The 26,989-nt window shown below is 51.2% G+C and carries 23 protein-coding genes; 19 read left to right on the forward strand and 4 right to left on the reverse strand.

The window, feature by feature from the left end:
• Positions 1-3: 3 nt before the first annotated feature.
• The 5 genes from LK536_RS39875 to LK536_RS39895 all read left to right on the forward strand — a co-directional run bounded on the left by LK536_RS39875 (position 4) and on the right by LK536_RS39895 (position 5,792).
• Positions 4-1,839, forward strand: a complete 1,836-nt coding sequence (locus tag LK536_RS39875) for an ABC transporter ATP-binding protein (RefSeq protein ID WP_025486789.1) — start codon at positions 4-6, stop codon at positions 1,837-1,839.
• A gap of 200 nt (positions 1,840-2,039) precedes the next feature.
• Complete coding sequence (locus LK536_RS39880; RefSeq protein WP_227795390.1) at positions 2,040-2,747, forward strand: PAS domain-containing protein; 708 nt, start codon at positions 2,040-2,042, stop codon at positions 2,745-2,747.
• Positions 2,722-2,994 carry a response regulator gene (locus LK536_RS39885; protein ID WP_227795389.1) on the forward strand — a complete coding sequence of 91 codons (273 nt, stop codon included), beginning with the start codon at positions 2,722-2,724 and terminating at the stop codon, positions 2,992-2,994. The genes LK536_RS39880 and LK536_RS39885 overlap by 26 nt, the downstream gene beginning before the upstream one ends.
• 85 nt (positions 2,995-3,079) lie before the next feature.
• Complete coding sequence (locus LK536_RS39890; RefSeq protein ID WP_227795388.1) at positions 3,080-4,747, forward strand: ATP-binding protein; 1,668 nt, start codon at positions 3,080-3,082, stop codon at positions 4,745-4,747.
• Positions 4,748-4,808: 61 nt separating this feature from the next.
• A complete protein-coding gene (locus LK536_RS39895; protein WP_227795387.1) occupies positions 4,809-5,792 on the forward strand; it encodes a homocysteine S-methyltransferase family protein in 984 nt (327 codons plus the stop codon).
• Between the two features lie 9 nt (positions 5,793-5,801).
• Here LK536_RS39895 and LK536_RS39900 read toward each other — a convergent pair whose 3' ends face one another.
• The 3 genes from LK536_RS39900 to LK536_RS39910 form a co-directional block, all read right to left on the reverse strand.
• Positions 5,802-6,068 carry a hypothetical protein gene (locus LK536_RS39900; protein WP_025486794.1) on the reverse strand — a complete coding sequence of 89 codons (267 nt, stop codon included), beginning with the start codon at positions 6,066-6,068 and terminating at the stop codon, positions 5,802-5,804.
• Positions 6,069-6,266: 198 nt separating this feature from the next.
• A complete protein-coding gene (locus LK536_RS39905) occupies positions 6,267-6,767 on the reverse strand; it encodes a CarD family transcriptional regulator (RefSeq protein ID WP_008717241.1) in 501 nt (166 codons plus the stop codon).
• Between the two features lie 112 nt (positions 6,768-6,879).
• Complete coding sequence (locus LK536_RS39910; RefSeq protein ID WP_008717240.1) at positions 6,880-7,083, reverse strand: cold-shock protein; 204 nt, start codon at positions 7,081-7,083, stop codon at positions 6,880-6,882.
• 255 nt (positions 7,084-7,338) lie between these two features.
• Between LK536_RS39910 and LK536_RS39915 the strand changes: the two genes are divergently transcribed.
• The 9 genes from LK536_RS39915 (at position 7,339) to LK536_RS39955 (ending at position 18,964) form a co-directional block, all read left to right on the forward strand.
• Positions 7,339-8,103 (forward strand): MurR/RpiR family transcriptional regulator, encoded by a 765-nt coding sequence (locus LK536_RS39915; RefSeq protein WP_227795386.1) that lies wholly within the window; start codon positions 7,339-7,341, stop codon positions 8,101-8,103.
• Between the two features lie 254 nt (positions 8,104-8,357).
• On the forward strand, positions 8,358-9,986 hold the full coding sequence (locus tag LK536_RS39920) for an alpha-glucoside-specific PTS transporter subunit IIBC (RefSeq protein ID WP_227795578.1): 1,629 nt from the start codon (positions 8,358-8,360) through the stop codon (positions 9,984-9,986).
• 1 nt (position 9,987) lies between these two features.
• Positions 9,988-11,310, forward strand: coding sequence for a 6-phospho-alpha-glucosidase (locus LK536_RS39925; RefSeq protein ID WP_227795385.1), 1,323 nt, complete (start codon positions 9,988-9,990; stop codon positions 11,308-11,310).
• 46 nt (positions 11,311-11,356) lie between these two features.
• Positions 11,357-12,376 carry a zinc-dependent alcohol dehydrogenase family protein gene (locus tag LK536_RS39930; protein WP_227795384.1) on the forward strand — a complete coding sequence of 340 codons (1,020 nt, stop codon included), beginning with the start codon at positions 11,357-11,359 and terminating at the stop codon, positions 12,374-12,376.
• Between the two features lie 270 nt (positions 12,377-12,646).
• Positions 12,647-14,335 carry a methyl-accepting chemotaxis protein gene (locus tag LK536_RS39935; protein ID WP_227795383.1) on the forward strand — a complete coding sequence of 563 codons (1,689 nt, stop codon included), beginning with the start codon at positions 12,647-12,649 and terminating at the stop codon, positions 14,333-14,335.
• 35 nt (positions 14,336-14,370) lie between these two features.
• On the forward strand, positions 14,371-15,855 hold the full coding sequence (locus LK536_RS39940; protein ID WP_227795382.1) for an AAA family ATPase: 1,485 nt from the start codon (positions 14,371-14,373) through the stop codon (positions 15,853-15,855).
• Between the two features lie 61 nt (positions 15,856-15,916).
• A complete protein-coding gene (locus tag LK536_RS39945) occupies positions 15,917-16,780 on the forward strand; it encodes a TrmH family RNA methyltransferase (protein ID WP_227795381.1) in 864 nt (287 codons plus the stop codon).
• Between the two features lie 106 nt (positions 16,781-16,886).
• Positions 16,887-17,051, forward strand: a complete 165-nt coding sequence (locus LK536_RS39950) for a DUF255 domain-containing protein (RefSeq protein WP_008717209.1) — start codon at positions 16,887-16,889, stop codon at positions 17,049-17,051.
• A 38-nt stretch (positions 17,052-17,089) separates the two neighbouring features.
• The gene (locus tag LK536_RS39955; RefSeq protein ID WP_235712107.1) at positions 17,090-18,964 is read left to right on the forward strand and encodes a thioredoxin domain-containing protein; all 1,875 of its coding nucleotides are present in this window, start codon (positions 17,090-17,092) and stop codon (positions 18,962-18,964) included.
• Between the two features lie 20 nt (positions 18,965-18,984).
• Here LK536_RS39955 and LK536_RS39960 read toward each other — a convergent pair whose 3' ends face one another.
• A complete protein-coding gene (locus LK536_RS39960) occupies positions 18,985-19,983 on the reverse strand; it encodes a LacI family DNA-binding transcriptional regulator (RefSeq protein ID WP_008717207.1) in 999 nt (332 codons plus the stop codon).
• Positions 19,984-20,410: 427 nt separating this feature from the next.
• Between LK536_RS39960 and LK536_RS39965 the strand changes: the two genes are divergently transcribed.
• The 5 genes from LK536_RS39965 (at position 20,411) to LK536_RS39985 (ending at position 26,861) form a co-directional block, all read left to right on the forward strand.
• Entirely contained in the window at positions 20,411-21,628 is a 1,218-nt protein-coding gene (locus LK536_RS39965) for a DUF3798 domain-containing protein (protein ID WP_227795380.1), read from the forward strand.
• A gap of 105 nt (positions 21,629-21,733) precedes the next feature.
• Entirely contained in the window at positions 21,734-23,326 is a 1,593-nt protein-coding gene (locus LK536_RS39970; protein WP_227795379.1) for a sugar ABC transporter ATP-binding protein, read from the forward strand.
• A gap of 2 nt (positions 23,327-23,328) precedes the next feature.
• Positions 23,329-24,369, forward strand: coding sequence for an ABC transporter permease subunit (locus LK536_RS39975; RefSeq protein WP_025486810.1), 1,041 nt, complete (start codon positions 23,329-23,331; stop codon positions 24,367-24,369).
• Positions 24,370-24,419: 50 nt separating this feature from the next.
• The gene (locus LK536_RS39980) at positions 24,420-25,619 is read left to right on the forward strand and encodes an ABC transporter permease subunit (protein WP_506092121.1); all 1,200 of its coding nucleotides are present in this window, start codon (positions 24,420-24,422) and stop codon (positions 25,617-25,619) included.
• Between the two features lie 114 nt (positions 25,620-25,733).
• Entirely contained in the window at positions 25,734-26,861 is a 1,128-nt protein-coding gene (locus LK536_RS39985; RefSeq protein WP_227795378.1) for an alpha/beta hydrolase family protein, read from the forward strand.
• Positions 26,862-26,989: the final 128 nt, after the last annotated feature.

The following is a 26,989-nucleotide window of genomic DNA, read 5'->3' on the forward strand; positions in this document are numbered from 1 at the left end:
CAGATGGCAGCATACGAAGAACAGGAATATAATAATCCCTTCAGCTTTAGGATATGGATGAAGCTGTTTCCATTTTTTAAACCATATAAAAAGTTTTTTGCGGTTACCCTGGGACTTAATATCCTGCTTGCAGGCGTGGATATCCTTGTGCCTCTGTTCCAAAGCTACGCCATTGACACGTTCATCATACCGGACCGTTTAGACGGGCTTTGGGCATTCGCGCTGGTGTACATCCTGGTCATCGCATCCCAGACCGTCTGCGTCTATCTGTCGGTCCATGCGGCAACATCCATTGAGATGAATGTGGGGAAAGATTTAAAAAGGGCCCAGTTCCAGCATCTGCAGACCTTATCATTTTCCTATTATAATACGACCCCTGTGGGGTATATCCATGCCAGGGTGATGAGCGACACCTTGAGGATTGCCGGAATGATAGCGTGGGGACTGGTGGATATGTTCTGGGCCTTTATATATGTCATCAGCGTGTTCATCATCATGTTCATACTGAATGCGCGGCTGGCCCTTATCATTACCATGATTGTTCCATGCATTGCCCTGCTGACCGTGTATTTCCAGAACCGGATCCTTAAGTGGAACCGGAAGGTAAGGAGGATTAATTCCCAGATCACAAGCGCCTACAACGAGGGGATTACCGGGGTCAAGACATCAAAGAGCATGGTCATTGAAAGGGACAATGAGAAACGTTTCTTTGAAAAGACCTCGGATATGCATCAGGCGGCAATCCGTTCGGCGAAACTGAACGCGGTATATATCCCGGCAATCCTGTTTTTCAGCTCCGTGGCCTCGGCGGTGGTGCTGGCAAAGGGCGGCTATATGGTGCAGGAGAATCTCATAAAACTGGGAACCCTGTCTGTCTTCATCTCTTACGCGGTGGTTATATTTGAACCCATCCAGCAGCTTGCAAGGCTGCTGGCGGACCTGATTTCCTGCCAGGCGAATATTGAGAGGGTGATGGACCTGCTGGAGCAGAAGCCCAATGTGGTGGACCGGCCCGATGTGCTTGAAAAGTATGGGGATGCCTTTTCCCCCAACAGGGAAAATTGGGAGAAAATCAAGGGGGATATTGTGTTTGAGGATGTCTCCTTCATGTATCCGGACGGCAAGGAATATGTATTGGAGCATTTTAACCTTCATGTGCCTGCGGGCATGAACATTGCCATTGTGGGCGAGACAGGGGCTGGGAAGTCTACCCTTGTGAACCTGGTGGGCAGGTTCTTTGAACCGACCAAAGGAAGGATATTGATTGACGGTGTGGATTATCGGGAACGGTCGCAGCTGTGGCTTCACAGCCAGATTGGCTATGTACTGCAGAATCCCCATCTGTTTTCAGGAACCGTGAGGGAGAACATAAGATACGGCCGTCTGGATGCAACGGACGAAGAGATTGAAGAGGCGGCCCGGAATGTGTCCGCGGACAAGGTTGTCCAGAAGATGGAAAAGGGATATGACAGCGATGTGGGTGAAAGCGGAGGCCTGCTGTCCACTGGGGAGAAGCAGCTGATTTCCTTTGCTCGGGCGGTTTTAGCTAATCCCGCCATCTTTGTCCTGGATGAAGCCACTTCCTCCATTGATACACAGACGGAAAAGCTGATCCAGGATGCAACGGACCATCTGCTGAAGGGACATACGTCATTTGTGATTGCACACCGCTTATCCACAATCCGCCAGGCGGACCTTATATTGGTTGTAAAGGACGGGAAGATCATTGAGCGGGGCAGCCATATGGAACTGCTGGACAAAAAGGGATATTATCATGAACTGTATTCCAGGCAGTTTGAAGAAGAGGCTGCCATGAAGATATATGCCGGGAACCTGTAAGGCCCGGCAAAAACCTGTCAGTTTAAATGACCTCCCCTGGTTCGGGTATCGGCCAGGGGGTGCTTTAATTTAGCTCGGATAATTCAAATTGTTGCTATTCCCTGTTCATTTTGTTATACTTAAAACAATTATGTGTAGGTATGTTTTATCCCAGGCCTGCTGATGCTGTGTGAGGTTATGGATGAATAAGGAGAACGCTTATGGAGCAGAGGAAACCGGAGCCGCTGGTTACAAAGAATGATACTGCCATACCCCGGGACGGATACGTCACGGTCTGTGATGCCATGGGAATAGAGGCAGTGGGTTTTTGTCTTGATGAGAACCTGACCATCCTTTGGGCGAGCGGTCCGTTTTGCCGGAATGCAGGATACACCAAGGAAGGGTTTCACAGTCAGTTCACGGATTTTAGGGCGTATTACACGTCCTGCCCGGATGGATTTGAGTACATAAAGAGCCATCTCAATGAGGCGGTGTTACAGAAGCTTCCCGAGGCGGAACTTACAGTCCCGGTCCCGGTCAGGGAAGGCGATGCCGCATGGGGCCGGATGATGGTTACATTTGCAGGGTTGGATCAGGATGGGTATATGGAGTGCCGGGCATTTTACAAAGCAGCTGACAGCGGATACCAGAAGCTGGAAGAGGAAAACCGGCGTCTGAGGGAGACTTCAGGATACTTTAAGTGGGTATTGGATGAGTTTTCCGGAAATGCTTATATAGCGGATATTGAGACCTATGAGCTTCTTTACATTAACAGGACTTCCAGTGAAACCTTGCAGCTACAGCCCGGGAAGGTGATTGGCCGTAAGTGTTACGAGGTGGTGCAGAACAGGACCTCTCCATGTCCGTTCTGTAACAACAGCAAGCTGAGAAGGGACGGGTTTTATGAAGGTGCTGTTGGCAGAGGATAATGATATTAACCGTGAGATAGTGGAGGAACTGCTCCGGATGCATCACATGCTTGTGGATTCCGTGGAGAACGGCCAGCTGGCCAGGGAAGACGCACGGACCATTTCCATCATTGCCCTGACAGCCAATGCATTTACATCAGACGTATCAAAGGCCCACAGCGCAGGGATGAACGACCATCTTGCAAAGCCCATAGAAATTGAACGTCTGTTGGAAGTCCTGCAAAAGTGGATGGGACAGGAGGCATGAAGGACATGCCGCAGGATATGACAATCCGCCTTCCTATAGACACGGAGGTGGGGAAGTCAATATGAGCCAGAAAGGGGATTGGTCCATGAGTGATGGATTGGATGTTATGAATGAAGGACATGTAAACGGTCTTAATGCGGAAACGGCGAACGGGATCCTGGACCGTATTTCCACCGGTGTGGTTGTATTAAAAATGCCGTCGTATGACAGACTGCTTCCCGTTTACGGGAATCTGGGCCAATACCGCATGCTGCGTATTGAGCGGACTGCGGTCAATGCCAGCGTGCCCAATGCCGAGGAGGCGGAGCTGGAAAGCCAGTATTTTGGCGATGCATTTGCCGGCGTCCACCCGGATGACATGGAGCGGGTGCGCAGCGCCTACAGGGCAGGATACGAGACAGACCATTTCACGGTCAAAAGATACCGGCTCCTTCGGGGGGACGGTACCTATGTCTGGGTGAACGCGGATTTATGCCTTCAGGAGTGCACGCCGGAATATAAGCTGTTCTATGCAACCTATACCGATGTTTCGGAAGAGCATGAACTGCAGATGCAGTTAACGGAGGCATTGGAACGGCAGAAGCTGATTTCGTCGGAGCTTGAAAAGGCCAGTAAGGCAAAGACGGATTTCCTGTCCAGGATGAGCCATGATATCCGGACGCCCATGAATGCAATCCTCGGGCTGGCAGCCATGGCCAAAGATAACCTGGAACAGACAGAGGCTGCAAAAAGCTATCTGGACAAGCTTGAATCCTCCGGCCAGTTCCTGATGGGCCTGCTCAATGACATCCTGGATATATCAAGGATTGAGAGGAACGCCATCGAATTGCACCTTGAGCCTTATGGTGTTGAGGAATTCAGGCAGCAGGTGGAAGCCCTGGTCGTCCCTCAGTGCAGACAGAAGGATATTGAGTTCCTTTTCAAAAAGGAAAACATGAGGTATGAAAGAATCAGGCTGGACAAGCTGCGTTTTAACCAGATTATCTTCAACCTCCTTAATAACGCGGTCCGGTATACGCCCAAAGGAGGCCGCATTGAACTGACGGCACGGGATCTGGAACAGGCGGACGGCAAGCAGCATATACAGCTGGTAATCCGTGATAACGGCATCGGTATGGGCAGGGAATTCCAGGAACACATGTATGAGCCATTTACGCGCGAAGGCCGGGACGCAGCTGATTTTGACGGCCGCAGCTCCGGGCTGGGCCTGGCGATTGTCAAATCCATGGTGGGATTGATGGGCGGCACCATCCAGGTTAAGAGCGAGCCGGATAAGGGAACGCAGTTCACCCTGGATTTCTGGATGGACGTGGTGCAGGAGGCTGCCTGCGCACCGGTTTTGGCGGAGGAGGAGGATATTTCCATAGAAGGGGTCCGCGTCCTGCTCTGCGAAGACAATGAGCTGAATAGGGAGATTGCGGTTTATCTGCTGGAAGCCGGGGGAGCCGTGGTGGATTGTGCAAGGAACGGCAGCGAGGCAGTGGAACTATTCCGTGCTTCAGGGCCAGGAAGTTATGACGTGGTGCTGATGGACATCCGGATGCCGGTCATGGACGGTCTTGAAGCTGCCAGGAGCATCCGCGTCCTGGACCGCCCGGATGCATCCTCTGTTCCAATCTTTGCAATGACAGCCAATGCCTATGATGAAGACAGGAAAATGAGCCGGGAAGCAGGAATGGATGAACATCTGTCCAAACCCATTGATGCCGGTCTGCTGTACAGGATGATATGGAACTACAAAACCCGAGGATAAATATATCGAAACGATTATTGCACGATTCCCAGGCAAGACATACACACAGGAGAGATTGCCCATGACGACAATACAGCGGAGAGAAAAATTCCGTAATACCTTTGCACAGGTCCCGGTCATGATGCTGCAGGGATCCGTAGGGGAGCGGATTAAACGTAATTTTACGCACCAGGACCCGGCGCCGCCACTGAAACTGGCCGGACTGTACTACACAGAGGATGGACACCGCGGTTTAGATACCGTGTTTCATGATTACGTGCAGATTGCCCAGAGATATGATCTGCCAATGATCCTTCATCCTTATACCAGACTGGCCTCCCCTTCCATGGGAAAGGGAACGTACTGGGAAGACCGGGATGTATCGGCAGATAACCTGAACCACTGCCGTTCAATCGTTGATGGCTATCCTTCCATCCGTGACCGGATATTTATCGGTACAACCATGGGATTTTCCGGCGATTCTTATGATCCGCTGACCGGATTAGAGGAAGAGAAGGCGTATTTATTCTATACGGACCATGCCAAAATGCTTGAAGCATCCATTGTGGACCATGTGCGCAACGGCCTGACCCCGTGTCTGCCGGATGCGGCCGGATGCGCCAGGGCGCTGAGCGAAACCTCGGTTCCGTACTTCATTACCTTTTTAATCCGGAAGGACGGAAAGCTGATGGACGGCACATGGCTTAACGATGCCATTGACTATATAGATTCCAGGACCGTGGACCATCCGCCCATGTTTTATCAGGTGAACTGTGTCCATCCGAGGAATGTCATGTCCGCCCTGGACAAACAGCCGAACCGCACGAAATTAGTCCGGGAACGCTTTTTAGGTCTGGAGGCCAATGGCTCGGATATGAGCCCGGAAGAACTGGATAACAGCCCCGTCATTTACAGCAGCCCGGCAGATGAGTGGGCGGAGGAAATGATGGAGCTGCACAGGAATTACGGTCTGAAATTACTGGGTGGCTGCTGCGGGACGGACCATGAGCATATGGAACAGCTGGCCATGCGTATCCGCGGGGTTTATGATGGACTTCAGGTATAAGGAATCCGATTAACGGGAAAATGCCCCATAATGGTCCAACATGAAATACAGGTTAACCGCAATCATGAAAATAGCCAGGGCAATGAAGATTCCATTGGCAATCTTAACCGCGATGGATGAGGTATTCCTGATGGAATAAACCAGGTACACAATCCATGCCGTACAGGCAATGAAAATAATCCCGCTGTTGCGGATTAACAAAGATAAGAGGAAAAGCAGGTTTACGACAGTCATCCCTTTTTCAGAATTAAAAACAGATTTAATTTTATCCATCATGCCGGTACCTCCTGACCTGGTAGGATTCATGGTCTGCCGCGGGGCTGGCAGATACAACACCGTGTTTACCCTTAGTATAGACGAAAGGTAACCTATAATCAATAGAAAGAAAGCAGAGGAATCATTAAGAGGCGGGAAAACTCCCCGCCTCTTATGATATAGTATCTGGTTGTAATATCTTAAATTCATGGAACCTGCTTAACAGGCACATCCGGTTACATTGTGTATATAGGCCGGTACCATGTCAGGACCGATATCCAGCGCGGCAGCCAGCTCACCAAACAGTAATTTGCGGGCGGTTTTGACACCGTCCCGTTCGCGGATGTTCAAAGCGTTCCCTTTACTTTTGCGGGATTGTTCCATCTGCAGTATTTCCTTAATCATGGCAGCCAGTTCCGTACAGCTTCCAGACTGGAAGATCTGCTTGTATATCAGGGGGCGTTCCTTATCATTCCGATACCCTTTGCATTGGACATTGGGCCAGGACAGTATGAAATTCTGCGCCTCCCTCCTGGTCATGATACACCGCATCAGGACTTTCGTCGTGTCTACGGGGATACAGATGGACCGGTTGGGTTCAAACTTTGGTATTAAGCGGTAGTATAGTTTGTCATTATCTGAAAAATCAGGTTTTGATATACCATCTACCTGGCAAACGCCAACGGCTCCATAAAATATAAAATCTCCCTTTTCAAACAAGTTACCACCTTTCTGGACATATGATGCCCATACAGTTAACGGGTATTGTTCAATCATGCGTATTTCCTACCATGCAGGACCGTCAGAAACTTTGCCTGACTAATATCAAGAATTATGCTGCGCAGACATTCACAGCCTGTAAGCCGCGGTTGCCATTGGTTATATCGAATGTTACGGACTGTCCGTCATCCAATGACTTAAAACCATCGGTAGCAATTCCGGAGAAGTGGACAAAAATGTCCTCGCCGTTTTCTGCGTTCGTGATAAATCCAAATCCCTTTTGTGAGTTAAACCATTTTACTGTACCTTTGTTCATGAAAGATACCTCCTAATATTATTTTTGATTTTCAATAAAATAAAAAAATCACATATTTTTGTAAACCATCATAGGAATAATGACTTACAAAAACATGTGAAATCAGAATCTTATAAAAAATACTTTTTAAGTATACCCTGGTTTTAGGGTATTGTCAAGGAGAATATTGTTTTTTTGCATCCATTTGCAGTTTCCCCTTCCATCTGCTAAAATAATACCAACACATGATACACAGCACACCAAAGGGAGGTCCCCATGCGCCTGGAAGAACTGGTAAACAGCAACTACAATAAACTGAATGATAATGACCTGTTAATCTGGCAATATATACAGTCCCACAAAAAACAATGCTGCGACATCTCCATTGAGGAACTGGCCGATGTCTGCTGCATATCCAGGACCACAATATCCAGGTTTACGCAAAAGCTGTGTTTTAAGGGGTTCCGGGAATTTAAGATTCATTTAAAACTGGAATATGACGCGGACCAGGTGCACAAGGATGTACTGCTGGACGAGGTGTGCGGCAATTATACGAAGTGCATCAGCAGCATCAGGGATACGGATATGGAAGAAATCTGTGAGCATATTTTCCTTGCCAGGCGACTCTTTGCATTTGGCACAGGAGAGACACAGTATGCGGCGGTGCAGATGATGAAACGGATGTTCATGAATGTCAAACGGTTTTTTGTGACCCTTTACGGCAGGAGCGAGCTGACCATGGCGCTGGAGGATATGGATGAGCATGACCTGGTGGTAATCATTTCCCTGTCAGGGGAGACTGAGACGGCTGTGTCCGCGGCCAAGAAGCTGAAGACAAAGGGGACCTACACCATATCCATCACACGGCTGAGCGACAACCAGGTATCCAGGCTGTGTGACAGGAACCTGTATATCAACCCCAGCCTCCTGCTGAACAAGGGAGGCGTTGCCTTTGAGACATGCAGCTCTTACTTTAACGTGGTGGAGCTTATGTGTGTGAAATACATGATGTACCTGAAACGGAAACAGGAAGAACTGTGAACCTGTATGTTCATATGAATGGCAGAATGCTCAAAAAGATATGCTGGAAACAGCTGGTTTTGAGCATTTTTTGTTACCTTTTGTGTGCGTAAGTACAAAAAATGTGCAGAAGATTTAAAGCTGTACCTGTTCCTTAAATGGCCCCGGGCTATTGAACTGGCGCCAGGGACGCGCTAAAATGAAGTCACAAAAGCAAAGACGTCTTGCAGGAAAACATCAATTTCAGATAAGGAGGATGTACATTGAAAGGGGTAATGCAGAAAATACAACGTTTTGGAGGCGCCATGTACACACCTGTGCTGCTGTTCTCATTTGCAGGAATCATGGTGGGCCTGTCCACGTTGTTCATGAATCAGTCAATTTTCGGAAGCCTGTCCGCACAGGAGGGGATGTGGTATAAACTATGGTACATGATACAGGAAGGGGCCTGGATGGTATTCAGGCAGATGCCCTTATTGTGTGTCATCGGGCTTCCCATCGGCCTTGCTAAGAAACAGAATGCCAGATGTGTCCTGGAGGCATTTGTCATCTACGTCACATTCCAGTATTTCCTGTCCGCGGTGCTGGACTTCTGGGGCACCGGGTTCGGTGTGGACTTTGGGGCGGAAATCGGAGGCACCAGCGGCCTGACCATGATCTGCGGCATAAAGACCCTGGACACCGGGATGCTTGGGGCGTTGATCATATCAGGTATTGTGGTGTTTATCCATAATAGATATTTTGATACGGAACTGCCTGAATGGCTTGGCATATTTTCCGGTTCCAGCTTTGTTGTGATCATTGGATTTTTTGTCATGCTGCCCATGGCGTTCCTGTTTGCAGGGCTGTGGCCCAAAGTACAGGCAGCCATGCTGATGCTCCAGGGATTTTTCAAGGCCAGCGGTACCATAGGGGTGGGACTTTACGCCTTCTGCGAGAAAATCCTTCTGCCTACGGGCCTGCACCATTTCATCTATGCGCCGTTTACCCTGGATTCAGCGGTTGTGCCTGGAGGAATCGAGGCGTACTGGGCCCTTCACCTGAATGAATTTGCAGCCAGCGCCCTTCCACTTAAGGAACTGTTCCCGGCCGGAGGGTTTGAACTGTTCGGCAATGCCAAGGTGTTTGCACCGATTGGAATTACACTTGCCTTTTATACAACGGCCAGGAAGGAAAAGAGGAAGCAGGTCCTGGCGCTGATGATACCGGCTGCCCTGACCGCCATGCTGACCGGAATCACGGAACCCATTGAATTTACATTCCTCTTCATTGCGCCGGTGCTCTTTGTGGTCCATGCACTTTTATGTGCCTGCATCAATGCGGCCATGTATATGGCGGGGGTGTCAGGGGCATTTGGAAACGGCCTGATTGCCTGGCTTTCCCTGAACTGGATTCCCCTTGGCAGGAACCATTGGCATACATATGTGATACAGATTGTGGTAGGTCTTGTGTTTTCGCTGATATGGTTCCTGGTATTCAGTTTCCTGATTAAAAGGTTTAATTTCCTGACACCCGGACGTGAACAGGAGGATGCGCAGACCAGGCTCTATACCAAGACGGATTATAAGGAAAAACTGGCAGACAGCGGCTCCTTATCCTATGCGGCGAATATCCTTTCCTACCTTGGGGGAAAGGACAATATCATCGATGTGACCAACTGCGCCACAAGACTGCGGGTCAATGTAAAGGACGGGAAGCTGGTGCATCCCTCGGATGATTTTAAAAGAATAGGCGCCCATGGACTGAGCGTCAACGGCACGGCGGTACAGGTAATCGTGGGGCTTAAGGTGCCGAAGGTAAGGGAAGAATTTGAGGAATGTCTGGGAAAGAGTGAGGAAGAGTTAAAGCGGCTTTGTCCGGAGCAGGAAAATCCGGGCCAGCCAGACAACAGAAAGGAAGGATGAAATGAGACAGTTTTCGATTACCATTGCAGGCGGAGGAAGTACATTCACACCAGGCATCATCATGATGCTGCTGGACCATCAGGAGGAATTTCCCATCCGGAGGCTGTGCCTCTATGACAATGACAGGGAACGCCAGGCAGTCATTGGGCAGGCCTGCAAAATCCTGCTTAAGGAGCGGGCGCCGCAGATGGAGTTCTCTTATACCGTGGACCCGGAGGAAGCATTTACAGGTACGGATTTCGTGATGGCCCATATCCGTGTGGGCAAGTATGCCATGCGGGAAAAGGATGAGAAGATCCCGTTAAAGTACGGGGTGGTGGGACAGGAAACCTGCGGACCGGGAGGCATCGCCTACGGGATGCGCTCCATTGGCGGGATCCTTGAAATCCTGGATTATATGGAACAATACAGCCCCAATGCATGGATGCTTAATTACTCCAATCCGGCGGCGATTGTGGCGGAAGCAACCAGAAGGCTCAGGCCGGGTTCCAGGATCATCAATATCTGCGACATGCCCCTTGGGATCATGGTAAGGATGGCAAAAATCCTTGGAATCAGTGAAAAGGACCTGGATATCAGCTATTTTGGACTGAACCATTTCGGATGGTGGACCCAGGTGAAGGATAAGGACGGCAATGACCTGATGCCCCGGCTTAAGGAGTATGTAAGGGAAAATGGATATGACATCAATATTGAAACCGACCAGCATGCGGACCAGAGCTGGCATGAGACATTTCTAAAGGTACGGGATGTGTACGCGGTTGACCCGGATACACTGCCCAACACATATCTGAAATACTACCTGTACCCGGATTACGTGGTGGAGCATACGGATCCGCACCATACCAGGGCCAACCAGGTGATGGAAGGAAGGGAGAAGGAGGTTTTCTCAGCTGCCAGGGATATCATTGAAAAGGGCAGTGCCAAGGGATGCGGGTTCATGGCGGATGACCATGCCTCTTATATCGTGGACCTGGCAAGGGCGCTGGCTTTTAACACAAAGGAAAAAATGCTGCTGATTGTACCCAATGAAGGGGCGATTGAGAACTTTGACCCGGAAGCAATGGTTGAGATTCCCTGCATCGTGGGCAAGGACGGCTATGAGAAAATCAGTCAGGGAAGGATACCGCAGTTCCAGAAGGGCATGATGGAACAGCAGGTCAGTGTGGAGAAGCTGGTGGTGGAAGCGTGGATGGAAGGAAGCTACCAGAAGCTGTGGCAGGCTCTGACCCTGTCAAGGACCGTGCCCAGCGCGGCCGTGGCAAAGAAGATACTGGATGACCTGATTGAGGCAAACCGGGAATACTGGCCGGAGCTTCATTAGGGGAAAATCATGGGGAAACCATGAGAAAGGACGAAAGGCTGATTATATGAAAAGTGCGGTATTTTACGGGAAACATGATTTGAGGATTGAGGATACCAAAATGCCGGAAGCAGGTCCGGGGGATGTGCTGATCCAGGTAAAGGCATGCGGTGTCTGCGGCACGGACGTCCACATATATGAAGGGGATAAAGGCGCGGCAGAGGTAACGCCGCCAACCATACTGGGCCATGAGTTTTCGGGGATTGTGGTCAGGACTGGGGAACTGGCCCGGCGTTATAAGCCTGGGGACCGGGTGTGCATTGACCCGAACCGCTATTGCAAAAGCTGCGGGCCATGCAGGAACGGCTATGCCCATTTCTGTGAACACATGACAGGATATGGGACAACTGTAAATGGGGGGTTTGCGGAGTTCTGCGCGGTGGATGAGGGCCAGGTCTATCTTCTGGGGGAGCACACCACCTTCCAGCAGGGAGCCATGGCGGAACCTGTGGCATGCTGCCTGCACGGGATTGATATGTGTGGGATTCAGCCGGGACACCAGGTGGTCGTGATCGGGGGCGGCATGATAGGGCTTTTGATGGTGCAGCTGGCCAGGCTGGCCGGCGCCGCCAGGATTGCCCTGGTGGAACCGGTGGAATCCAAGCGGATGACGGGAAAGGCCCTGGGGGCGGATGTGTGCATTGATCCGGTCCATGAGGATGTAAAGGCCGGCCTGAAGGCCAATGGCCTTTGCTGGGTCCAGGCCGTCATCGAGTGTGTGGGACGGCCGTCTACCATCAGCCAGGCCATAGAGATAGCAGGACCAAAAGGAACCGTGATGATGTTCGGCCTTACCGGGCCGGATGAGCAGATTGCGGTAAAACCCTTTGAGATATTCCGTAAAGAACTGGAACTGAAATCCTCCTATATCAATCCATACACACAGCAAAGGGCGCTGGACCTGATTGACTCAGGAAGGATAGACGTCAGCAGCATGGTGGCGGAAGTATGCGGTCTTGATAAGCTTAAAGACATCCTGTCCGGACAGGAACTGAGGGCGAAGGGAAAGTATATCATCGCACCGTGAATCACACCGGAAAAGCGGCGGACAGGCTTGGTTTTTACTTCTGGGATTTTACCAGCTTTACAAGATTTTACCGGCTTCACAGGATTTAATAAGCATCTGTGCAGGGCATCAGGATAGGGTGCCCTGCTTATTTTTTATGATTTTATGTGTCATTTCCTCCTGCGGTTGATATTTCTCCAATGCTTTGCTATACTTAGGGCGGTGTTAATATGGTTTAAGGAAAACAGACTGATTAGTATGGCCTTTATAAGGCGGCAGGAGATGTCACGGATGAAGAATATGAAGCTTGGAAAAAAACTGGTTATATCATATGCGGTATTGCTTATCTTACTTGTTGCAGGAACCGCTGTGAGCATCATCAACCTGGTAAGTTTAAGCCGCCAGATTGAGGTGTTTTACGATGGCCCGTTCCTTGTGAAGGGCAGCGCCAATATCATCAATTCCAATTTTGAACGGATGCAGAAGGCAGTATACCGGACCATCGTCAATGAGGATGAAGCCCTCATATCTGACGCCATGGAAAATGCCAAGGCCTCTGCCCAGGAAATAGAGAATCAGATTCCCTTTGTGCGGGAGCATTTTAAGAGTGACCAGCAGATTGTTGACCGGCTTGAGGACCAGCTTGACCGGCTGGCGCCCATGAGGGAGACAGTAATGTCCCTGGCCAGCCAGAACAGGAATAAGGAAGCCGTTGCATATATGGAGGCCAATAACATCCCCACCATAAAAGCCGCCCAGGCAGAGCTGGACCTGCTGATAGAAAACAGCAATTTAAAAGGCGAAGAGCTGATATCCGGTTTGCGCCAAAGCCAGGTAAAGGCCATATTCATGTTGGGTGTCCTGGGCATTGGCAGTGTCCTGGCCAGCCTTATGTTCAGCACTTATATTACCAGATCCATCACTGTGCCGGTTGCCGAGCTGGAGCAGGCGGCAGAGAATCTGGCCCACGGCAACCTGAATGCCGCCGCCATCCAGTATACCTCCAGGGATGAACTGGGTTCCCTGGCCGAAAGCATGCGCAGGGCATCCGGCACCCTTAAGTCAATTTTGCACGACGAAGGGTATCTTTTGGGCAGGATGGCAGAAGGGGACTTTGCCGTACAGAGCAGGGTACCGGAGCAGTATGAGGGTGATTTTATCAAGGTGCTTGACTCCATAAGGCAGATAGAAGACTCTTTGAGCAATACGCTGTCACAGATTAACCTGTCATCCGACCAGGTGGCATCTGAAGCCAGCCAGGTGTCATCCGGCGCCCAGCTCCTTTCGCAGGGGGCGGCGGAACAGGCGGCATCCATTGAAGAACTGGCAGCAAACATCATGAGTATTTCCGGCCAGGTGAAAGAGAATGCGGATCATGCCGGGGAGGCAAGCCAGAGGGCCGGTGCAGCCGGGGATGAGACGGAAGAAAGTAACCGCAGGATGCAGGACATGATGGCAGCCATGGCGGACATAAGCAGCAGTTCCCGTGAAATCGGTAAAATCATCAAGACAATTGATGACATAGCGTTCCAGACCAATATCCTGGCGCTGAATGCGGCTGTGGAAGCTGCAAGAGCGGGCGAGGCCGGAAAAGGATTTTCCGTGGTCGCGGAGGAAATACGCAACCTGGCAATCAGATCGTCAGAGGCATCTAAGAATACAGCATCACTGATCATGGCTTCCCTGGACAGCATACGGGCCGGTACGGATATAGCGGATGAGACTGCCCGTTCCCTCGAAACGGTACTTGATAGCGTACGGCTTGTGACGGAGAGCGTGGGACGGATTGCCGCCGCCTCCAGGCAGCAGGCGCTGTCCATCCGCCAGATTGAGAAGGGGATTGACCAGATATCCGATGTGGTGCAGACCAATTCCGCAACAGCGGAAGAAAGCGCGGCTGCCAGTGAGGAGCTGTCGGCCCAGGCACAGTTCCTGAAATCACTGACAGGGCAGTTCCGTCTGAAGCCGGATAAGCTTTAAAATATATGGGTAATAAGCAAGGGAGGATTCATACAATGCCGGTATTTGATTTCAATCATACACCAGATAAGAAACAGGAGTGCGTATGTACCTACACGGTGCTGCGTTCCAATGAAACAACCGCAACCCCGGAAAGGCCCATGGTGGTCCTGGATAACGGCAGGCGGGCATGGAAGCATCATTCCTGCGGTGTGTTTGCCAACCAGGCCAGACAGACGGCCTTTGAATTCAAGGAGAAGGACGGGACGTTTCCGGCGGATATCCTGCAGGTTGACGCCCGTTTCATCAGCCTTCTCAAGTGGCTGGGGGAAAACCACATCAGCGTGCGTCTGTCCGGCCAGAACCGGGAAGATGGGTATGCGGTTTATAAGATACGCGAAGTGGCCTTTGGGGGCGGGACCAAACTTTCTGCCGAGGATGGTTTCCTCCAGTTCATGATAGACAGGCTGCTGGCAAGCAGCGCCCCGGCGGATGAGCTGGAAGAGGAAGAGGAAGAGGTGGGCGGCGACAATATGAAGCTGACCAGCCTGCAGAGCATATCGGATTTCATGAACTGTGCAGGCAGGACCCTTCCTGACAATATCCGGCTCTGGGCCAGGAGGAACCTTGCCGTTGCACGTTCCCATGAAGTCACCCCGGAAGAGAGGCGCCATGCCCAGCGTGCCCTCTCCATCATGATGAACATCCAGTGGAAAAATAATTATTTTGAGTCCATTGATCCCCAGGAGGCCCGCCGTATCCTGGATGAGGAGCTTTACGGCATGGAGCGGGTGAAACAGCGGATTATTGAAACCATCATACAGATTAACCGCACCCACACCCTTCCCGCGTACGGTATGCTGCTGGTGGGGCCTGCCGGAACCGGCAAGTCGCAGATTGCCTATGCGGTGGCCCGTATCCTGAAGCTTCCGTGGACAACCCTTGATATGAGTTCCATCAATGATTCGGAACAGCTCACCGGCAGTTCCCGTATCTATACGAATGCAAAGCCGGGCATCATCATGGAGGCATTCTCCATGGCAGGGGAATCCAACCTTGTTTTTATCATCAATGAGCTGGATAAGGCGTCCTCGGGCAAGGGCAGCAGCAATCCGGCAGATGTCCTGCTGACCCTTCTGGACAATCTTGGGTTTACCGATAACTATATTGAGTGCATGATACCCACCGGAGGCGTCTACCCCATTGCCACTGCCAATGATAAGAGCCAGATCAGCGCGCCCCTGATGTCCCGCTTTGCAGTGATAGACATCCCTGATTATACGCCGGAGGAAAAGAATATCATATTCTCAAACTATTCACTGCCCAAGGTCCTCAGGCGCATGGGGCTGGCTGAACAGGAATGTGTGGTGCCCCCGGATGCCGTTGACGCGGTGATTGAAAAGTATTCCAACACCACGGGAATCCGTGATTTGGAGCAGGCGGCGGAACACATGGCTGCCAATGCGCTTTACCAGATAGAGGTCAACCATGTCCCGTCTGTTACCTTTGACGCGGGGATGGTGCGTAGACTTCTGGGATAGACGGCCGGATTAGCGCAGATATGCCCGGATATCTGACAGATTATGGATCAGGAGGAGGTTTATGCCGAATATCATTGAAATAACGGATTTTTCCGCCCCGGAACTGGATATCTACGCCCGGCTCACGGAAGGACAGCTTTTAAACCGCCATGAGCCGGAAAAAGGGATTTTCATCGCGGAAAGTCCCAAGGTCATAGAGCGCGCCCTGGACGCGGGATGCGTCCCCATATCCCTGCTGATGGAAACCAGGCACGTGGGGACACAGGCCAGGGATATCATACAGCGCTGCGGGGAGATACCTGTTTATACCGCTGAATTTCACGTGCTTACGCAGCTGACCGGATTCCACCTGACCCGGGGGATGCTGTGCGCCATGTACCGCCCGCCGCTGCCGGGTTTAGAGGATGTCTGCGGGGGCGCCCGCCGGATTGCAGTGCTGGAAAATGTGATGAATCCCACCAATATAGGGGCTGTTTTCCGCTCTGCAGCTGCCCTGGGCATGGACGCCATCCTGCTGACGGCCGCCTGCAGCAACCCGCTGTACCGGCGTGCCATCCGGGTGAGCATGGGGACTGTCTTCCAGATTCCGTGGACCATCCTGGACAGCCGGTGTTCCTGGCCCCAGCCGGGAATCAGCCGGCTGCGCGGGATGGGATTTAAGACGGCGGCAATGGCTCTTAGCGATGATTCCATCTGCATTGACGATGCGGGGCTGATGGCGGAAGATAAACTGGCAGTCATCCTGGGGACAGAAGGGGACGGGCTGTCAAAAGAAACCATTGCGGACTGCGATTACACGGTCCGTATCCCCATGTCCCACGGCGTGGATTCCTTAAATGTTGCAGCGGCAAGCGCGGTTATGTTCTGGCAGATTGGGAGGGCTTTCCATGAGGACAGCGGGTCATATCCGCCAGGGAATAATTAAGGGACAAACCGGGGAAGCTAACTGAGGAAAATCAATAGCAAATAAGCCAAAGAGGATATGTATGCAGCCGCAGACATATCCTTTTTCTGAGAAAGGAGGTGGTCCCATGGACAATCATAAGAATGAACCCAATAGGTTAATCAATGAAAAATCACCCTACCTGCTGCAGCACGCATATAATCCGGTGCAGTGGTATCCGTGGGGGGAGGAGGCATTTGAGAAAGCAAGGTCGCAGGATAAGCCTGTTTTCCTATCTATTGGGTATAGCTGACGGTCCGCAGGAAAAGTACATGTCACTGGTGCCATGTGATGGAACGGGAGTCCTTTGAAAATGAAGGGATTGCCGGGATTTTAAACAGGGACTATATCTGTATTAAGGTGGACCGGGAGGAACGGCCGGATGTGGATTCCGTATACATGTCGGTCTGTCAGGCCATGAACGGGCAGGGCGGGTGGCCGCTGACCATCATCATGACGCCTGACTGCAGGCCGTTTTTTTCCGGGACCTATTTTCCGCCCAAAGCGCGGTATGGCAGGGTGGGACTGGAGGAACTGCTGGCAGCGGTGTCGGCGCAGTGGAAGGGGGGACGGGAACGGCTCCTTGAGGGTGCGGGCCGGATAGAGGCCTTTTTAAAGGAACAGGAACAGGCGGATGTGTCGGCAGAACCGGGATTGGAAGTGGTGCACCGGGCCTTCAGGCTCTTTGGGGATGGTTTTGATAAAATGAATGGAGGCTTTGGCCAGGCGCCTAAGTTCCCCACGCCCCACAACCTTATGTTCCTGATGGAATACGGGGTAAGGGAAAACAAACCAGGGGCAGTGGACATGGCGATAGATACCCTGGTACAGATGTACAGGGGAGGGATCTTTGACCACATTGGCGGCGGTTTTTCCAGATATTCCACGGATGAATGGTGGCTGGTGCCCCATTTTGAGAAAATGCTTTATGACAATGCCCTGCTGGCGATGGCCTATGCAAAGGCATACGGCCTTACCGGGCGGGGGCTGTATGCCCGTGTGGTGCAAAGAATCCTTGGTTATGTGGAAGCGGAACTGACCCATGCTTCAGGAGGCTTCTACTGCGGGCAGGATGCGGACAGCGATGGCGTGGAGGGCAGGTATTATGTGTTCACGCCTGAGGAAATAAAACAGGTGCTGGGGCCGGAAGATGGGGCGGACTTCTGCAGTCAATTTGGGATTACCGGAATAGGAAACTTTGAAGGAAAGAATATACCGAATCTGCTGGGAAATGAGGATTACGAGACTGCCGGGGAGGAAACCTCCCGCAGGAAGTTATATGAATACCGTATCCGCAGGGCGCATCTCCACAAGGATGATAAGATCCTGGTCTCATGGAACGGATGGATGATATGCGCATGTGCAATGGCCGGGGCAGTGCTGGGCGCAGGGCAGTATGTGGATATGGCTGTACGGGCTGAGGCATTTATCAGGACACACCTTGTGAAGGATGGGCGTCTGCGGGTGCGCTACCGGGACGGGGATGCCGCGGGCCAGGGGAAACTGGATGACTATGCCTGTTATGCGCTGGCGTTGCTGGAACTGTACGAAGTCACATTTGGGACTGGTTATCTGGAACAGGCGGTTTACTGGGCGAAAACCATGGTCCTGCAATTCTTTGACCGGGAACGCGGCGGTTTCTATCTGTATGCAGAGGACGGGGAGCAGCTGATCGTAAGGACAAAGGAAGCCTATGACGGGGCGGTGCCGTCAGGAAATTCTGCGGCTGCACGTGTACTTCAGCAGCTGGCCCAGATAACAGGAGAGGTACAGTGGCAGGAGATACTGGATAAGCAGCTTCACTATCTGGCCGGCGCCATGGCCGGATATCCACCGGGCCACAGCTATGGGCTGCTGGTCATGATGGATGTGCTGTATCCGACAAAAGAACTGGTGTGTGTCCTGTCCCCATCTTATGCCGGGGAAGAGCGGACACGGCTGCTGGCCAGGCTCGGCTATCTGGGGCAGACCACACCGGGATTGTCGGTGACCGTAAAAACAGAAGACAATGCGCAGGCACTTGGAGAGCTGGCCCCTTATACCAGGGATTATCCGCTTCCTGGAAAAGGGGCAGCGTTTTATCTCTGCAGCGGCGGCAATTGCATGCCAATGGTTACGGAGCTGGAGGAGGTTGTGGATAAGCTGCAGGGATTAATGGGACATTAGGGTGTGAAACGCCATGGGGCTTACGTGCTGCCGCGGATGATCAGCCTGCCTTTGTACAGACGGTCATCCGGCGTCTCACCGTTGGCCATACAAAATAATGCATCCGCAACTTCGGATGCAAAGTCCGGGATTCCGCTGTCGATGGTGGTTAACTCCGGGGTTGTTATCTGGGAACTGGCAATATTGCCTGAACCCACAATGGCAATATCATCGGGGATGCGCAGGTTCAGTTTCCTGATGCACTGCATGACCTGGGCAGCCATATGGTCATCGCTGGCAACAAAGGCGGTTGGGCGTTGGCTGGCATTGTAGGAGGTCATGATATAAACCACATCCTCCAGAAGGCTTGCCTCCGACTGCGTGTGCCTGCAAAAGAAATCCGGGTTGACTTCGATGTGATTGGCCTGAAGGGTTTCGGAATACGCCCTTGCCCGGAAATCATCACCGTCAGCCCCGGTTGCCCTGTATTTTAATGGGGCAACGAAGGCAATCCGTGTGTGCCCTTTCATGATTAAATAATTCAATATCTGTTTCACATCATTATAAATATCAGGAGCCCGGATGACAATCCTTGGATCAAGGCCTATATATTCGCGGCTCTGATATAATATCAGCGGTATCCCGTTCTGGACAATCCGGTTCAGCTGTTCAGCCGTAAAAGCATTGCTTGCCATGAATATGGCAGCGAACCGTCCTTCTATCAATCTGTTAATGAAAGTATCCTCCTTCTGGCTGTAAAACAGACAGGAGAAATACCCCTTTTGGAATAACTGAGCTGAAAGCTCTTCATACAATTCTGCCTGTAAGGTATCCCCAACCAGTGCAATCTGGTTGGAGCGGTTGGTCCTAAGGCTTTTAGCAAAAACATTGGGGGTGTATTCAAGCTCTTTTACAGCTTTCAGGACAGCCTCCCGTTTTTCTTGGCTTACATAATTGGAATCATTAATAACATACGAAACAACTGCCGGGGAAACTCCTGCCAGTTTCGCGACATCATTACGTGTGACCTTTTGCCTCATGGATATACTCGCTTTCTAACCTGTTTGGAACTATTGAAAGTACCTGGATATTTTTCCAATTTATTTTATCATAGTTTTAAAGTTTGCGCCAGATGAATGTTGGCATTTTTATAAACTCGAGTATATAAATATGGGAATCGTGGTGTAATATAAGTGATATGTCAAATTTACAAAACAGATACAAAAATAAAAACCATAGTAAAATTTGATTAATTTGTTTATATAATTGGATAAAAAAGCGCTAATATATAAAAAATATACAAAAATATCGTGCTCTTACTCTGAAACCCCCTTTTTGATAAATAAAAATAAAATATAAATTCGTGTCGATATTTTATTGACAGCCGTCTGGTATATATGCTAGAATGTAATTGCTTACATACATGTATGGTTGTGGAAATAGTACAATGATCAGGAGGAGAAGAATATGTTGAAAAAATTTTTAGCAACAGCACTTGCGGTATCTATGGTTGCGGGCATGACGGCATGCGGTTCAAGCCCAGAACCAGCTGCCCCTGCAGCGGCAAAGGACACGGCGGCAGAGGCACAGGAACAGACGGAGGCAGCGCCGGAGGATGCATCCGGAACTTATAAGATCGGACTGATGATCAGTCCCCTGGCAACCCGTGAGGAATATTACAGGACGGCTGAACTGCTGGTTGAAAAGCATGGATCGGATAAGTTCATCATGGATGTTTTTCCTGAGGACCCGCAGAATGAGCAGGAAGTTACAATCTCCAAAGCGTTAAATATTGCCATGGACCCCGATGTAAAGGTGATGATATTTGATAATGCGGATATCGGCACCATTGCAACGGTGAATAAGATTAAAGAAGAGCGCCCTGACATTAAGTTCCTGTTTGGTTCCCTGAATGAAGACGTATATGAGATGGCTAAGGTTGGGGACCTGTTACTGACCATTGACCCGGAGTTATACGGGAAGGCGGTTGCACAGATGGCGGTTGACACAGGCGCAAAGGTTTTCGTTTTCTACAGCTTTGCCCGCCATATGAGCAATTCCATGAAGGTCCGCTACAGGGATTCCATGCAGGAAGTATGCGAGGCAAACGGAGTCAAGTTTGAGCAGGTTACGATGCCGGATCCTGCCGGTGATGCAGGAATCAGCGGCGCGCAGCAGTTCCTTTTGGAGAACATACCTTCCCTGATGCAGCAGTATGATACCAAGGATGTTGCCTATTTTGCAACGGTCAGCACGATTCAGGAGAGCATGTTAAAGGCGGTTGTGGAAAACGGCGGCATCTATCCATGCCATACGGACCCGTCACCATTCAGCGCATTTTCCGGCGCCCTTGGCCTCGAGGTGGATGATGAACATAAATACGATGCAGAGTACGTGACAAAGCTGATTTCCGATAAGCTGGGTGAGTATGATATGAACGGAAGGGTTGGGGGCTGGGATAAGTCCTATATCCGCTGCGAGCTTGAATTCCTGTTCCAGTATGCGGTTGACTATTGCGACGGCAAGGTGAACGAGGTGGATGGCCTTCCTGACCTGGAAGAAGTAAAGAAGCTGATGAAGGATATTTATGGGGACAGCGTTACATATCAGAACTGTGTGAATGACCAGACAGGCGAGGAGTATAAAAACTGGTACACTGTTTCAAGGGATATGTATATATTCTAATTGGTAACAGGCAGGCCCTTATATAGGGCCTGCAGGCATGCTGCCGCTGGCGGCATGCCGTGGCAGCACAGTTATATCATGAACAGGGTTTGTCAGGAGAAAAGAATGCAGAATATAATTCTGGAAATGAAAAATATCGAAAAAGAATTCAATCGGAACAAGGTGCTCAAAGGCGTCAGCCTGCAGGTGGGCAAAGGCGAGATTGTTTCCCTGGTAGGGGAGAACGGGGCTGGAAAGTCCACGTTGATGAATATCCTGTTTGGGATGGCCAGTATTGTGAATACCGGGGGATATGAGGGGCAGATCATATGGGAAGGCCAGCCCGTACAGATGGCATCGCCGGGACAGGCCATGAACCTGGGCATTGGAATGGTGCATCAGGAGTTCATGCTGCTTCCGTCCTATACAGTAACCGAGAATGTAAAGCTGAACCGTGAAAATACGAAGCCCAATGTGGTCAGCCGTATAGTGGGCAACAGCATGAGTACCCTGGACCGCAGGCACATGAAGTCGGATACAAAGGAAGCCCTGGATAAGATCCATCTGAAGGTGGACCCGTCCACCGTGGTTGGAAGCATGTCCGTGGGCTATAAGCAGTTTGTGGAGATAGCCAGGGAAATCGACAAGAAGAATATCAAATTAATCGTGTTTGATGAGCCGACGGCCGTCCTGACCGACATGGAATCCACCTGGCTGTTGGATACAACCAGGGAGATTTCGGCGGCCGGGGTTGCCGTGATCTTCATCAGCCATAAGCTGGATGAGGTTATGGAGATATCGGATAAGATTGTGGTGCTCAGGGACGGGGAACTGGTGGACACCATCGGAAAAGGGGAAGTGGATGTGGTGGGGCTGGCAAAGCTGATGGTGGGAAGGAATGTTGACTTTTCAGCCATTGCAGGCAGGCCCGTGGAGGAGATTGAAAAAAACGGCCCGATCATGCAGATTAAAGGTCTAAGCGTTAAGATGCCAGGGGAGAATGTGAAGGGCGTTGATATTGATATACATAAGGGTGAGATACTTGGGTTCTGCGGCCTGGCAGGGCAGGGGAAGCTTGCCATTGCAAACGGGATAGCCGGTTTATACCCCGCCTTCGGGGAAGTCATATATAAAGGGAAGAAACTTCCCTTTGGCCGTCCGCTGGAAGTCCTTAAGGACGGAATCGGCTTTGTATCCGAGGACCGCAGCGGAATCGGCCTGCTTATGGATGAAAGCATCCGGATGAATATCTGCCTGCTTGCGATGCAGATTAAAAACAGGTTTTTCAAATCCTATGGATTCTTCCGCCAGCTGGACCGGAGGACCATGAAACGTACGGCTGACGACATGGTCAGGGAGCTGGGGATTAAGTGCGTGAACAGCGAGCAGCACCCGTCGGATTTAAGCGGCGGGAACCAGCAGAAGGTCTGTATTGCCAAGGCAGTGGTATTTGAACCGGATATGCTGTTTGTGTCTGAGCCTACCCGGGGGATTGATATAGGCGCCAAGAAGGTAATCCTGGATTATCTCCTGACCCTGAACCGGGAAAAGGGTATCACCATTGTCATTACATCCAGCGAGCTGGTGGAGCTGCGTTCCCTGTGCGACCGGATTGCGGTGGTCTATGACGGCCGTGTGAAAAGCGTATTGAAACCAACGGATTCGGATGAGACATTCGGCCTTTTGATGTCCGGCCTGGACGCATTGGAGGTACAGTGATAATGAAAGTCAAAATGATTAAATATATCGAAGATTTCGGATTTACAAGGATTGTGGCTGTAACCTTTTTCCTTGTGGTGGCTGCCATGGTCCCGATGCTGGGCCTGAATACGGCAACCCTGTTTTCCCAGGCATTTACACGGATGGCAATGAACGGCGTCCTGGTACTTACCATGGTGCCCATCATGGTATGCGGGGCAGGCATGAACTTTGCGCTTCCCATCGGCATTATCTGCGGACTCATCGGCGGTCTTATCAGCCTTAACCTGAAACTGACCGGGCTTGCCGGCTTTGCGGCTGCAATCATATGCTCCATCCCGTTTTCCCTGGTGTTTGGATACCTTTACGGGCTGCTGATGAACCGGGTCAAGGGTTCTGAGATGATCATTGCCACCTATGTGGGTTTTACCATGATTTCCATCATGTGTATTGTCTGGCTGTTCGTTCCCCTTAACAACCTGGTCCTCAGGATGCAGATGGGACGCGGCGTGAGGAAGGATGTTACATTGGCGGAATACTGGGCGGATATCCTGGACGGGTTCCTTCCAATCCATCTGGGAGACCTGGTCATTCCGACGGGTACGTTCCTGTTCCTTTTTGCCATGTGCTTCCTGATGTATCTTTATATGCATTCCAAGACAGGTACCATGATGCGGGCCGCGGGACAGAATCCCGGACTTGCCCGGGCGAACGGCATCAATGTTGACAGGATGAGGATATGGGGTATTACCCTGTCCACGGTCCTTGGCGGTATCGGTATCCTGGTATATGCCCAGAGCTTTGGATTCCTGCAGTTTTATGATTCGCCGAAAATGATGTCGTTTTCCGCAGTGGCCGCAGTACTGATCGGAGGGGCTTCCAATAAAAAAGCGTCTATTTTTAACGTATTGTTTGGCGTCATGATATTCCAGGGGCTGCTCACATTGTCCCTGCCGGTGGCCAATGTTATTTTGCCGGAAAGCAATATCTCGGATATTGTAAGGATGATTATTAGCAATGGTATTATTCTGTACGCGTTAGGAAAGGGCTCGAGGCAAAAATGAATCAGATAAAAAAATGGATTTCAGAAAATATTGTGGTTTTATTCTTTTGTATGCTGTGTATTGCGGCATATACCATTGCGGGACAGAATCCCTATGTGGTTGCCAGCGACCTGATTAACCGTGTCATGAGGAACAGCATCATGGTCCTGGCCCTTATCATACCCATCCTGACCGGCATGGGACTGAACTTCGGAATCGTGGTGGGAGCCATGAGCGCACAGGCAGCCCTTATCTTCGTGACGCACTGGCGGCTTACGGGCGTGGCCGGAATCGCGGCGGCGCTGGTGATGTGTACGGCGGTTTCCGTGCTCTGCGGCTATCTTCTGGGCAGGCTGTTCAACCGGACAAGGGGCCAGGAAATGATTACCGGAATGATTGCGGGCTATTTTGGCCAGGGCATATACCTGCTGATTTTTCTGGTGCTTCTTGGGACCGTGATCCCGTTCTGGGATGACCAGCTGAGTATCAGCACAGGTATCGGCGTGAAGGACACCCTGAACCTGCAGGAGGGGATGAAAGGCGCCCTGGATGCGGCGTATAAGCTGCCCCTTTCCACTGTGTGCATCATCGGGTTTGCCATATTCACTGTCTATACCGGGTATCGGCTTTGGAAAGCAGGGGATGAGGAACAGAAAGCAGGGCGCAGGGGCAGGATTGTAAGGTGGGCAGGTCTTGGAATCCTGCTGGCGGCGCTTCTGGTGATTCCAGTGACCTCAGCCGTTATCCGCAGATGCAGTATTCCGGTCATCACCCTGATTTTTATCCTGCTGGTGAGCCTGCTGTGCCAGTTTGTCATGAACACGAAGCTGGGGCAGGATTTCAGGAGCGTCGGGAACGATATCCATATAGCGGAGTCCGCAGGCATCAATGTGAACAGAATACGTATCATTGCAACCATATTTTCCACGGTCCTGGCATCCTGGGGGCAGTTTGCCTTCCTGCAGAACATGGGTACGTTCAGTACTTATACGGCCCAGCAGAATGTGGGAACCTTCTCCATCGCCGCACTGCTGGTGGGAGGCGCGTCCATTGACCGGGCCAATGTAAAACAGGCATTTATCGGCGTGGTGCTGTTCCAGCTGCTGTTTCTGCTGGCTCCGGCCGCCGGTACGAAGATTTTCAATGACAGCCAGGTGGGGGAGTATTTCCGTACCATTATCTCAAACGGCGTCATCGCCGTGGCACTGGTGCTGCACGCAATGCATAAAGCCCAGGAAAATGCAAAGGCAGCGGCGGAAGCGGAAGTCTAGGGCGCGCTTGAAAGTGGCTTTCCGCCGGATGCCCTAAGGGGGTACTTCTGGCGGATTCCTTAGGGCGGACGGCGGGAATGAATGAAATGAATATAAGAAAAAGGAGAATCCCAAATGATATATAGACCAGAAAACAAGAGGAATGTCCCCTCATTATTTACCTGTCTTGACGGAACAGAGGTGAAAACAGCAGAGGACTGGACAGGGAAACGCAGACCGGAAATCTTGGAGATTTTAAGGAGGGAAGAGTATGGGCGTCTTCCTGATATGGGTGACGTACAGATCAACATACGCGTGGCCGCTGTCAGGCAGGGCGGGAAGATCATGAACGGACGGGCCATCCGTAAGACCGTGGAGGTTGAGGCGGTCCGCGGGAACCGGAATTTCATTTTCACCTTCGAGGTGTTTATTCCCGTGAACGCGGATAAGCCGGTTCCGGCTTTTGTGGAAATCTGCAACAGGGGCACGATGAACTGTGACCCCGCAAGGGAGTTTTACAGTTCCTTCTATCCGGCCGAAACCATCATTTCCAGAGGCTATGCATGCGCCGTGTTCAGGACCCAGGAGGTGGCCCCGGATTATGAAGAGGGGTTTTCCATCGGCTTTCACAGGCTGTTCCCGGAATACCAGGATTCCCGCCCGGACGATGCATGGGGGACCATTACTGTATGGGCCTGGGCTGCAAGCCGGGTAATGGATTACTTTGAAACAGAGCCGCTGATTGATGAGAAAAGGGCTGCCGTTGTAGGCCATTCCAGGGGAGGTAAGACAGCCCTGTGGTGCGGGGCCCAGGATGAGCGGTTTGCAATGGCTGTCAGCAGCTGTTCCGGAAACAGCGGGGATGCAATCTCCCGGGGAAAAACAGGAGAGAGCATCGGACAGATACTGGACCGTTTCCCGTTCTGGTTTGCGAAAAATTATCAGAAGTATGCGGGCCATGAGGAGGAGATGCCCTTTGACCAGCATTTCCTGGTAGCGCTGATGGCGCCCAGGCTGGTTTATACGTCAACAAAGACCAATGACAGCTGGGCCGATCCTACTTCTGAGTTTGAATCCCTGGTCCAGGCATCGCCTGTCTATGGGCTGTTCGGTCTTAAAGGACTGGACAGGACGGAGCCGCCCCTGCCGGAGAACCCGCTTCATGAAGGCAGTATGGGGCATCACCATAAAACCGGGGACCATGATATGGACGAGTATGATTGGAACCAGTATATGAATTATGCGGATAAGCATATGGTGTGATAGGGGAGAGGATATGGTCAATGAAGGCCGCTGGTACATACCGGCGGCCTTTTTTCTAGTGTGCCGAGCATGGCACTCATCTAGCTGGTGAAAGTCCAGTCGTGGGTATTTACCGCCAAGCGTAGCGA

This window comes from Clostridium pacaense (assembly GCF_020709765.2).
GTDB lineage: Bacteria > Bacillota > Clostridia > Lachnospirales > Lachnospiraceae > Enterocloster > Enterocloster hominis.

Bases quoted from the DNA above. Each gene is read 5' to 3' on its own strand.
- LK536_RS39915 (WP_227795386.1), top strand. From the start codon at position 7,339: ATGCGCCTGGAAGAACTGGTAAACAGCAACTACAATAAACTGAATGAT.
- LK536_RS39940 (WP_227795382.1), top strand. From the start codon at position 14,371: ATGCCGGTATTTGATTTCAATCATACACCAGATAAGAAACAGGAGTGC.
- LK536_RS39885 (WP_227795389.1), top strand. From the start codon at position 2,722: ATGAAGGTGCTGTTGGCAGAGGATAATGATATTAACCGTGAGATAGTG.
- LK536_RS39980 (WP_506092121.1), top strand. From the start codon at position 24,420: ATGCTGTGTATTGCGGCATATACCATTGCGGGACAGAATCCCTATGTG.
- LK536_RS39930 (WP_227795384.1), top strand. From the start codon at position 11,357: ATGAAAAGTGCGGTATTTTACGGGAAACATGATTTGAGGATTGAGGAT.
- LK536_RS39935 (WP_227795383.1), top strand. From the start codon at position 12,647: ATGAAGAATATGAAGCTTGGAAAAAAACTGGTTATATCATATGCGGTA.
- LK536_RS39970 (WP_227795379.1), top strand. From the start codon at position 21,734: ATGCAGAATATAATTCTGGAAATGAAAAATATCGAAAAAGAATTCAAT.
- LK536_RS39985 (WP_227795378.1), top strand. From the start codon at position 25,734: ATGATATATAGACCAGAAAACAAGAGGAATGTCCCCTCATTATTTACC.
- LK536_RS39910 (WP_008717240.1), bottom strand. From the start codon at position 7,083: ATGAACAAAGGTACAGTAAAATGGTTTAACTCACAAAAGGGATTTGGA.
- LK536_RS39895 (WP_227795387.1), top strand. From the start codon at position 4,809: ATGACGACAATACAGCGGAGAGAAAAATTCCGTAATACCTTTGCACAG.
- LK536_RS39965 (WP_227795380.1), top strand. From the start codon at position 20,411: ATGTTGAAAAAATTTTTAGCAACAGCACTTGCGGTATCTATGGTTGCG.
- LK536_RS39945 (WP_227795381.1), top strand. From the start codon at position 15,917: ATGCCGAATATCATTGAAATAACGGATTTTTCCGCCCCGGAACTGGAT.
- LK536_RS39960 (WP_008717207.1), bottom strand. From the start codon at position 19,983: ATGAGGCAAAAGGTCACACGTAATGATGTCGCGAAACTGGCAGGAGTT.
- LK536_RS39875 (WP_025486789.1), top strand. From the start codon at position 4: ATGGCAGCATACGAAGAACAGGAATATAATAATCCCTTCAGCTTTAGG.
- LK536_RS39880 (WP_227795390.1), top strand. From the start codon at position 2,040: ATGGAGCAGAGGAAACCGGAGCCGCTGGTTACAAAGAATGATACTGCC.
- LK536_RS39890 (WP_227795388.1), top strand. From the start codon at position 3,080: ATGAGTGATGGATTGGATGTTATGAATGAAGGACATGTAAACGGTCTT.
- LK536_RS39950 (WP_008717209.1), top strand. From the start codon at position 16,887: ATGGACAATCATAAGAATGAACCCAATAGGTTAATCAATGAAAAATCA.
- LK536_RS39920 (WP_227795578.1), top strand. From the start codon at position 8,358: ATGCAGAAAATACAACGTTTTGGAGGCGCCATGTACACACCTGTGCTG.
- LK536_RS39900 (WP_025486794.1), bottom strand. From the start codon at position 6,068: ATGATGGATAAAATTAAATCTGTTTTTAATTCTGAAAAAGGGATGACT.
- LK536_RS39955 (WP_235712107.1), top strand. From the start codon at position 17,090: ATGGAACGGGAGTCCTTTGAAAATGAAGGGATTGCCGGGATTTTAAAC.
- LK536_RS39975 (WP_025486810.1), top strand. From the start codon at position 23,329: ATGAAAGTCAAAATGATTAAATATATCGAAGATTTCGGATTTACAAGG.
- LK536_RS39925 (WP_227795385.1), top strand. From the start codon at position 9,988: ATGAGACAGTTTTCGATTACCATTGCAGGCGGAGGAAGTACATTCACA.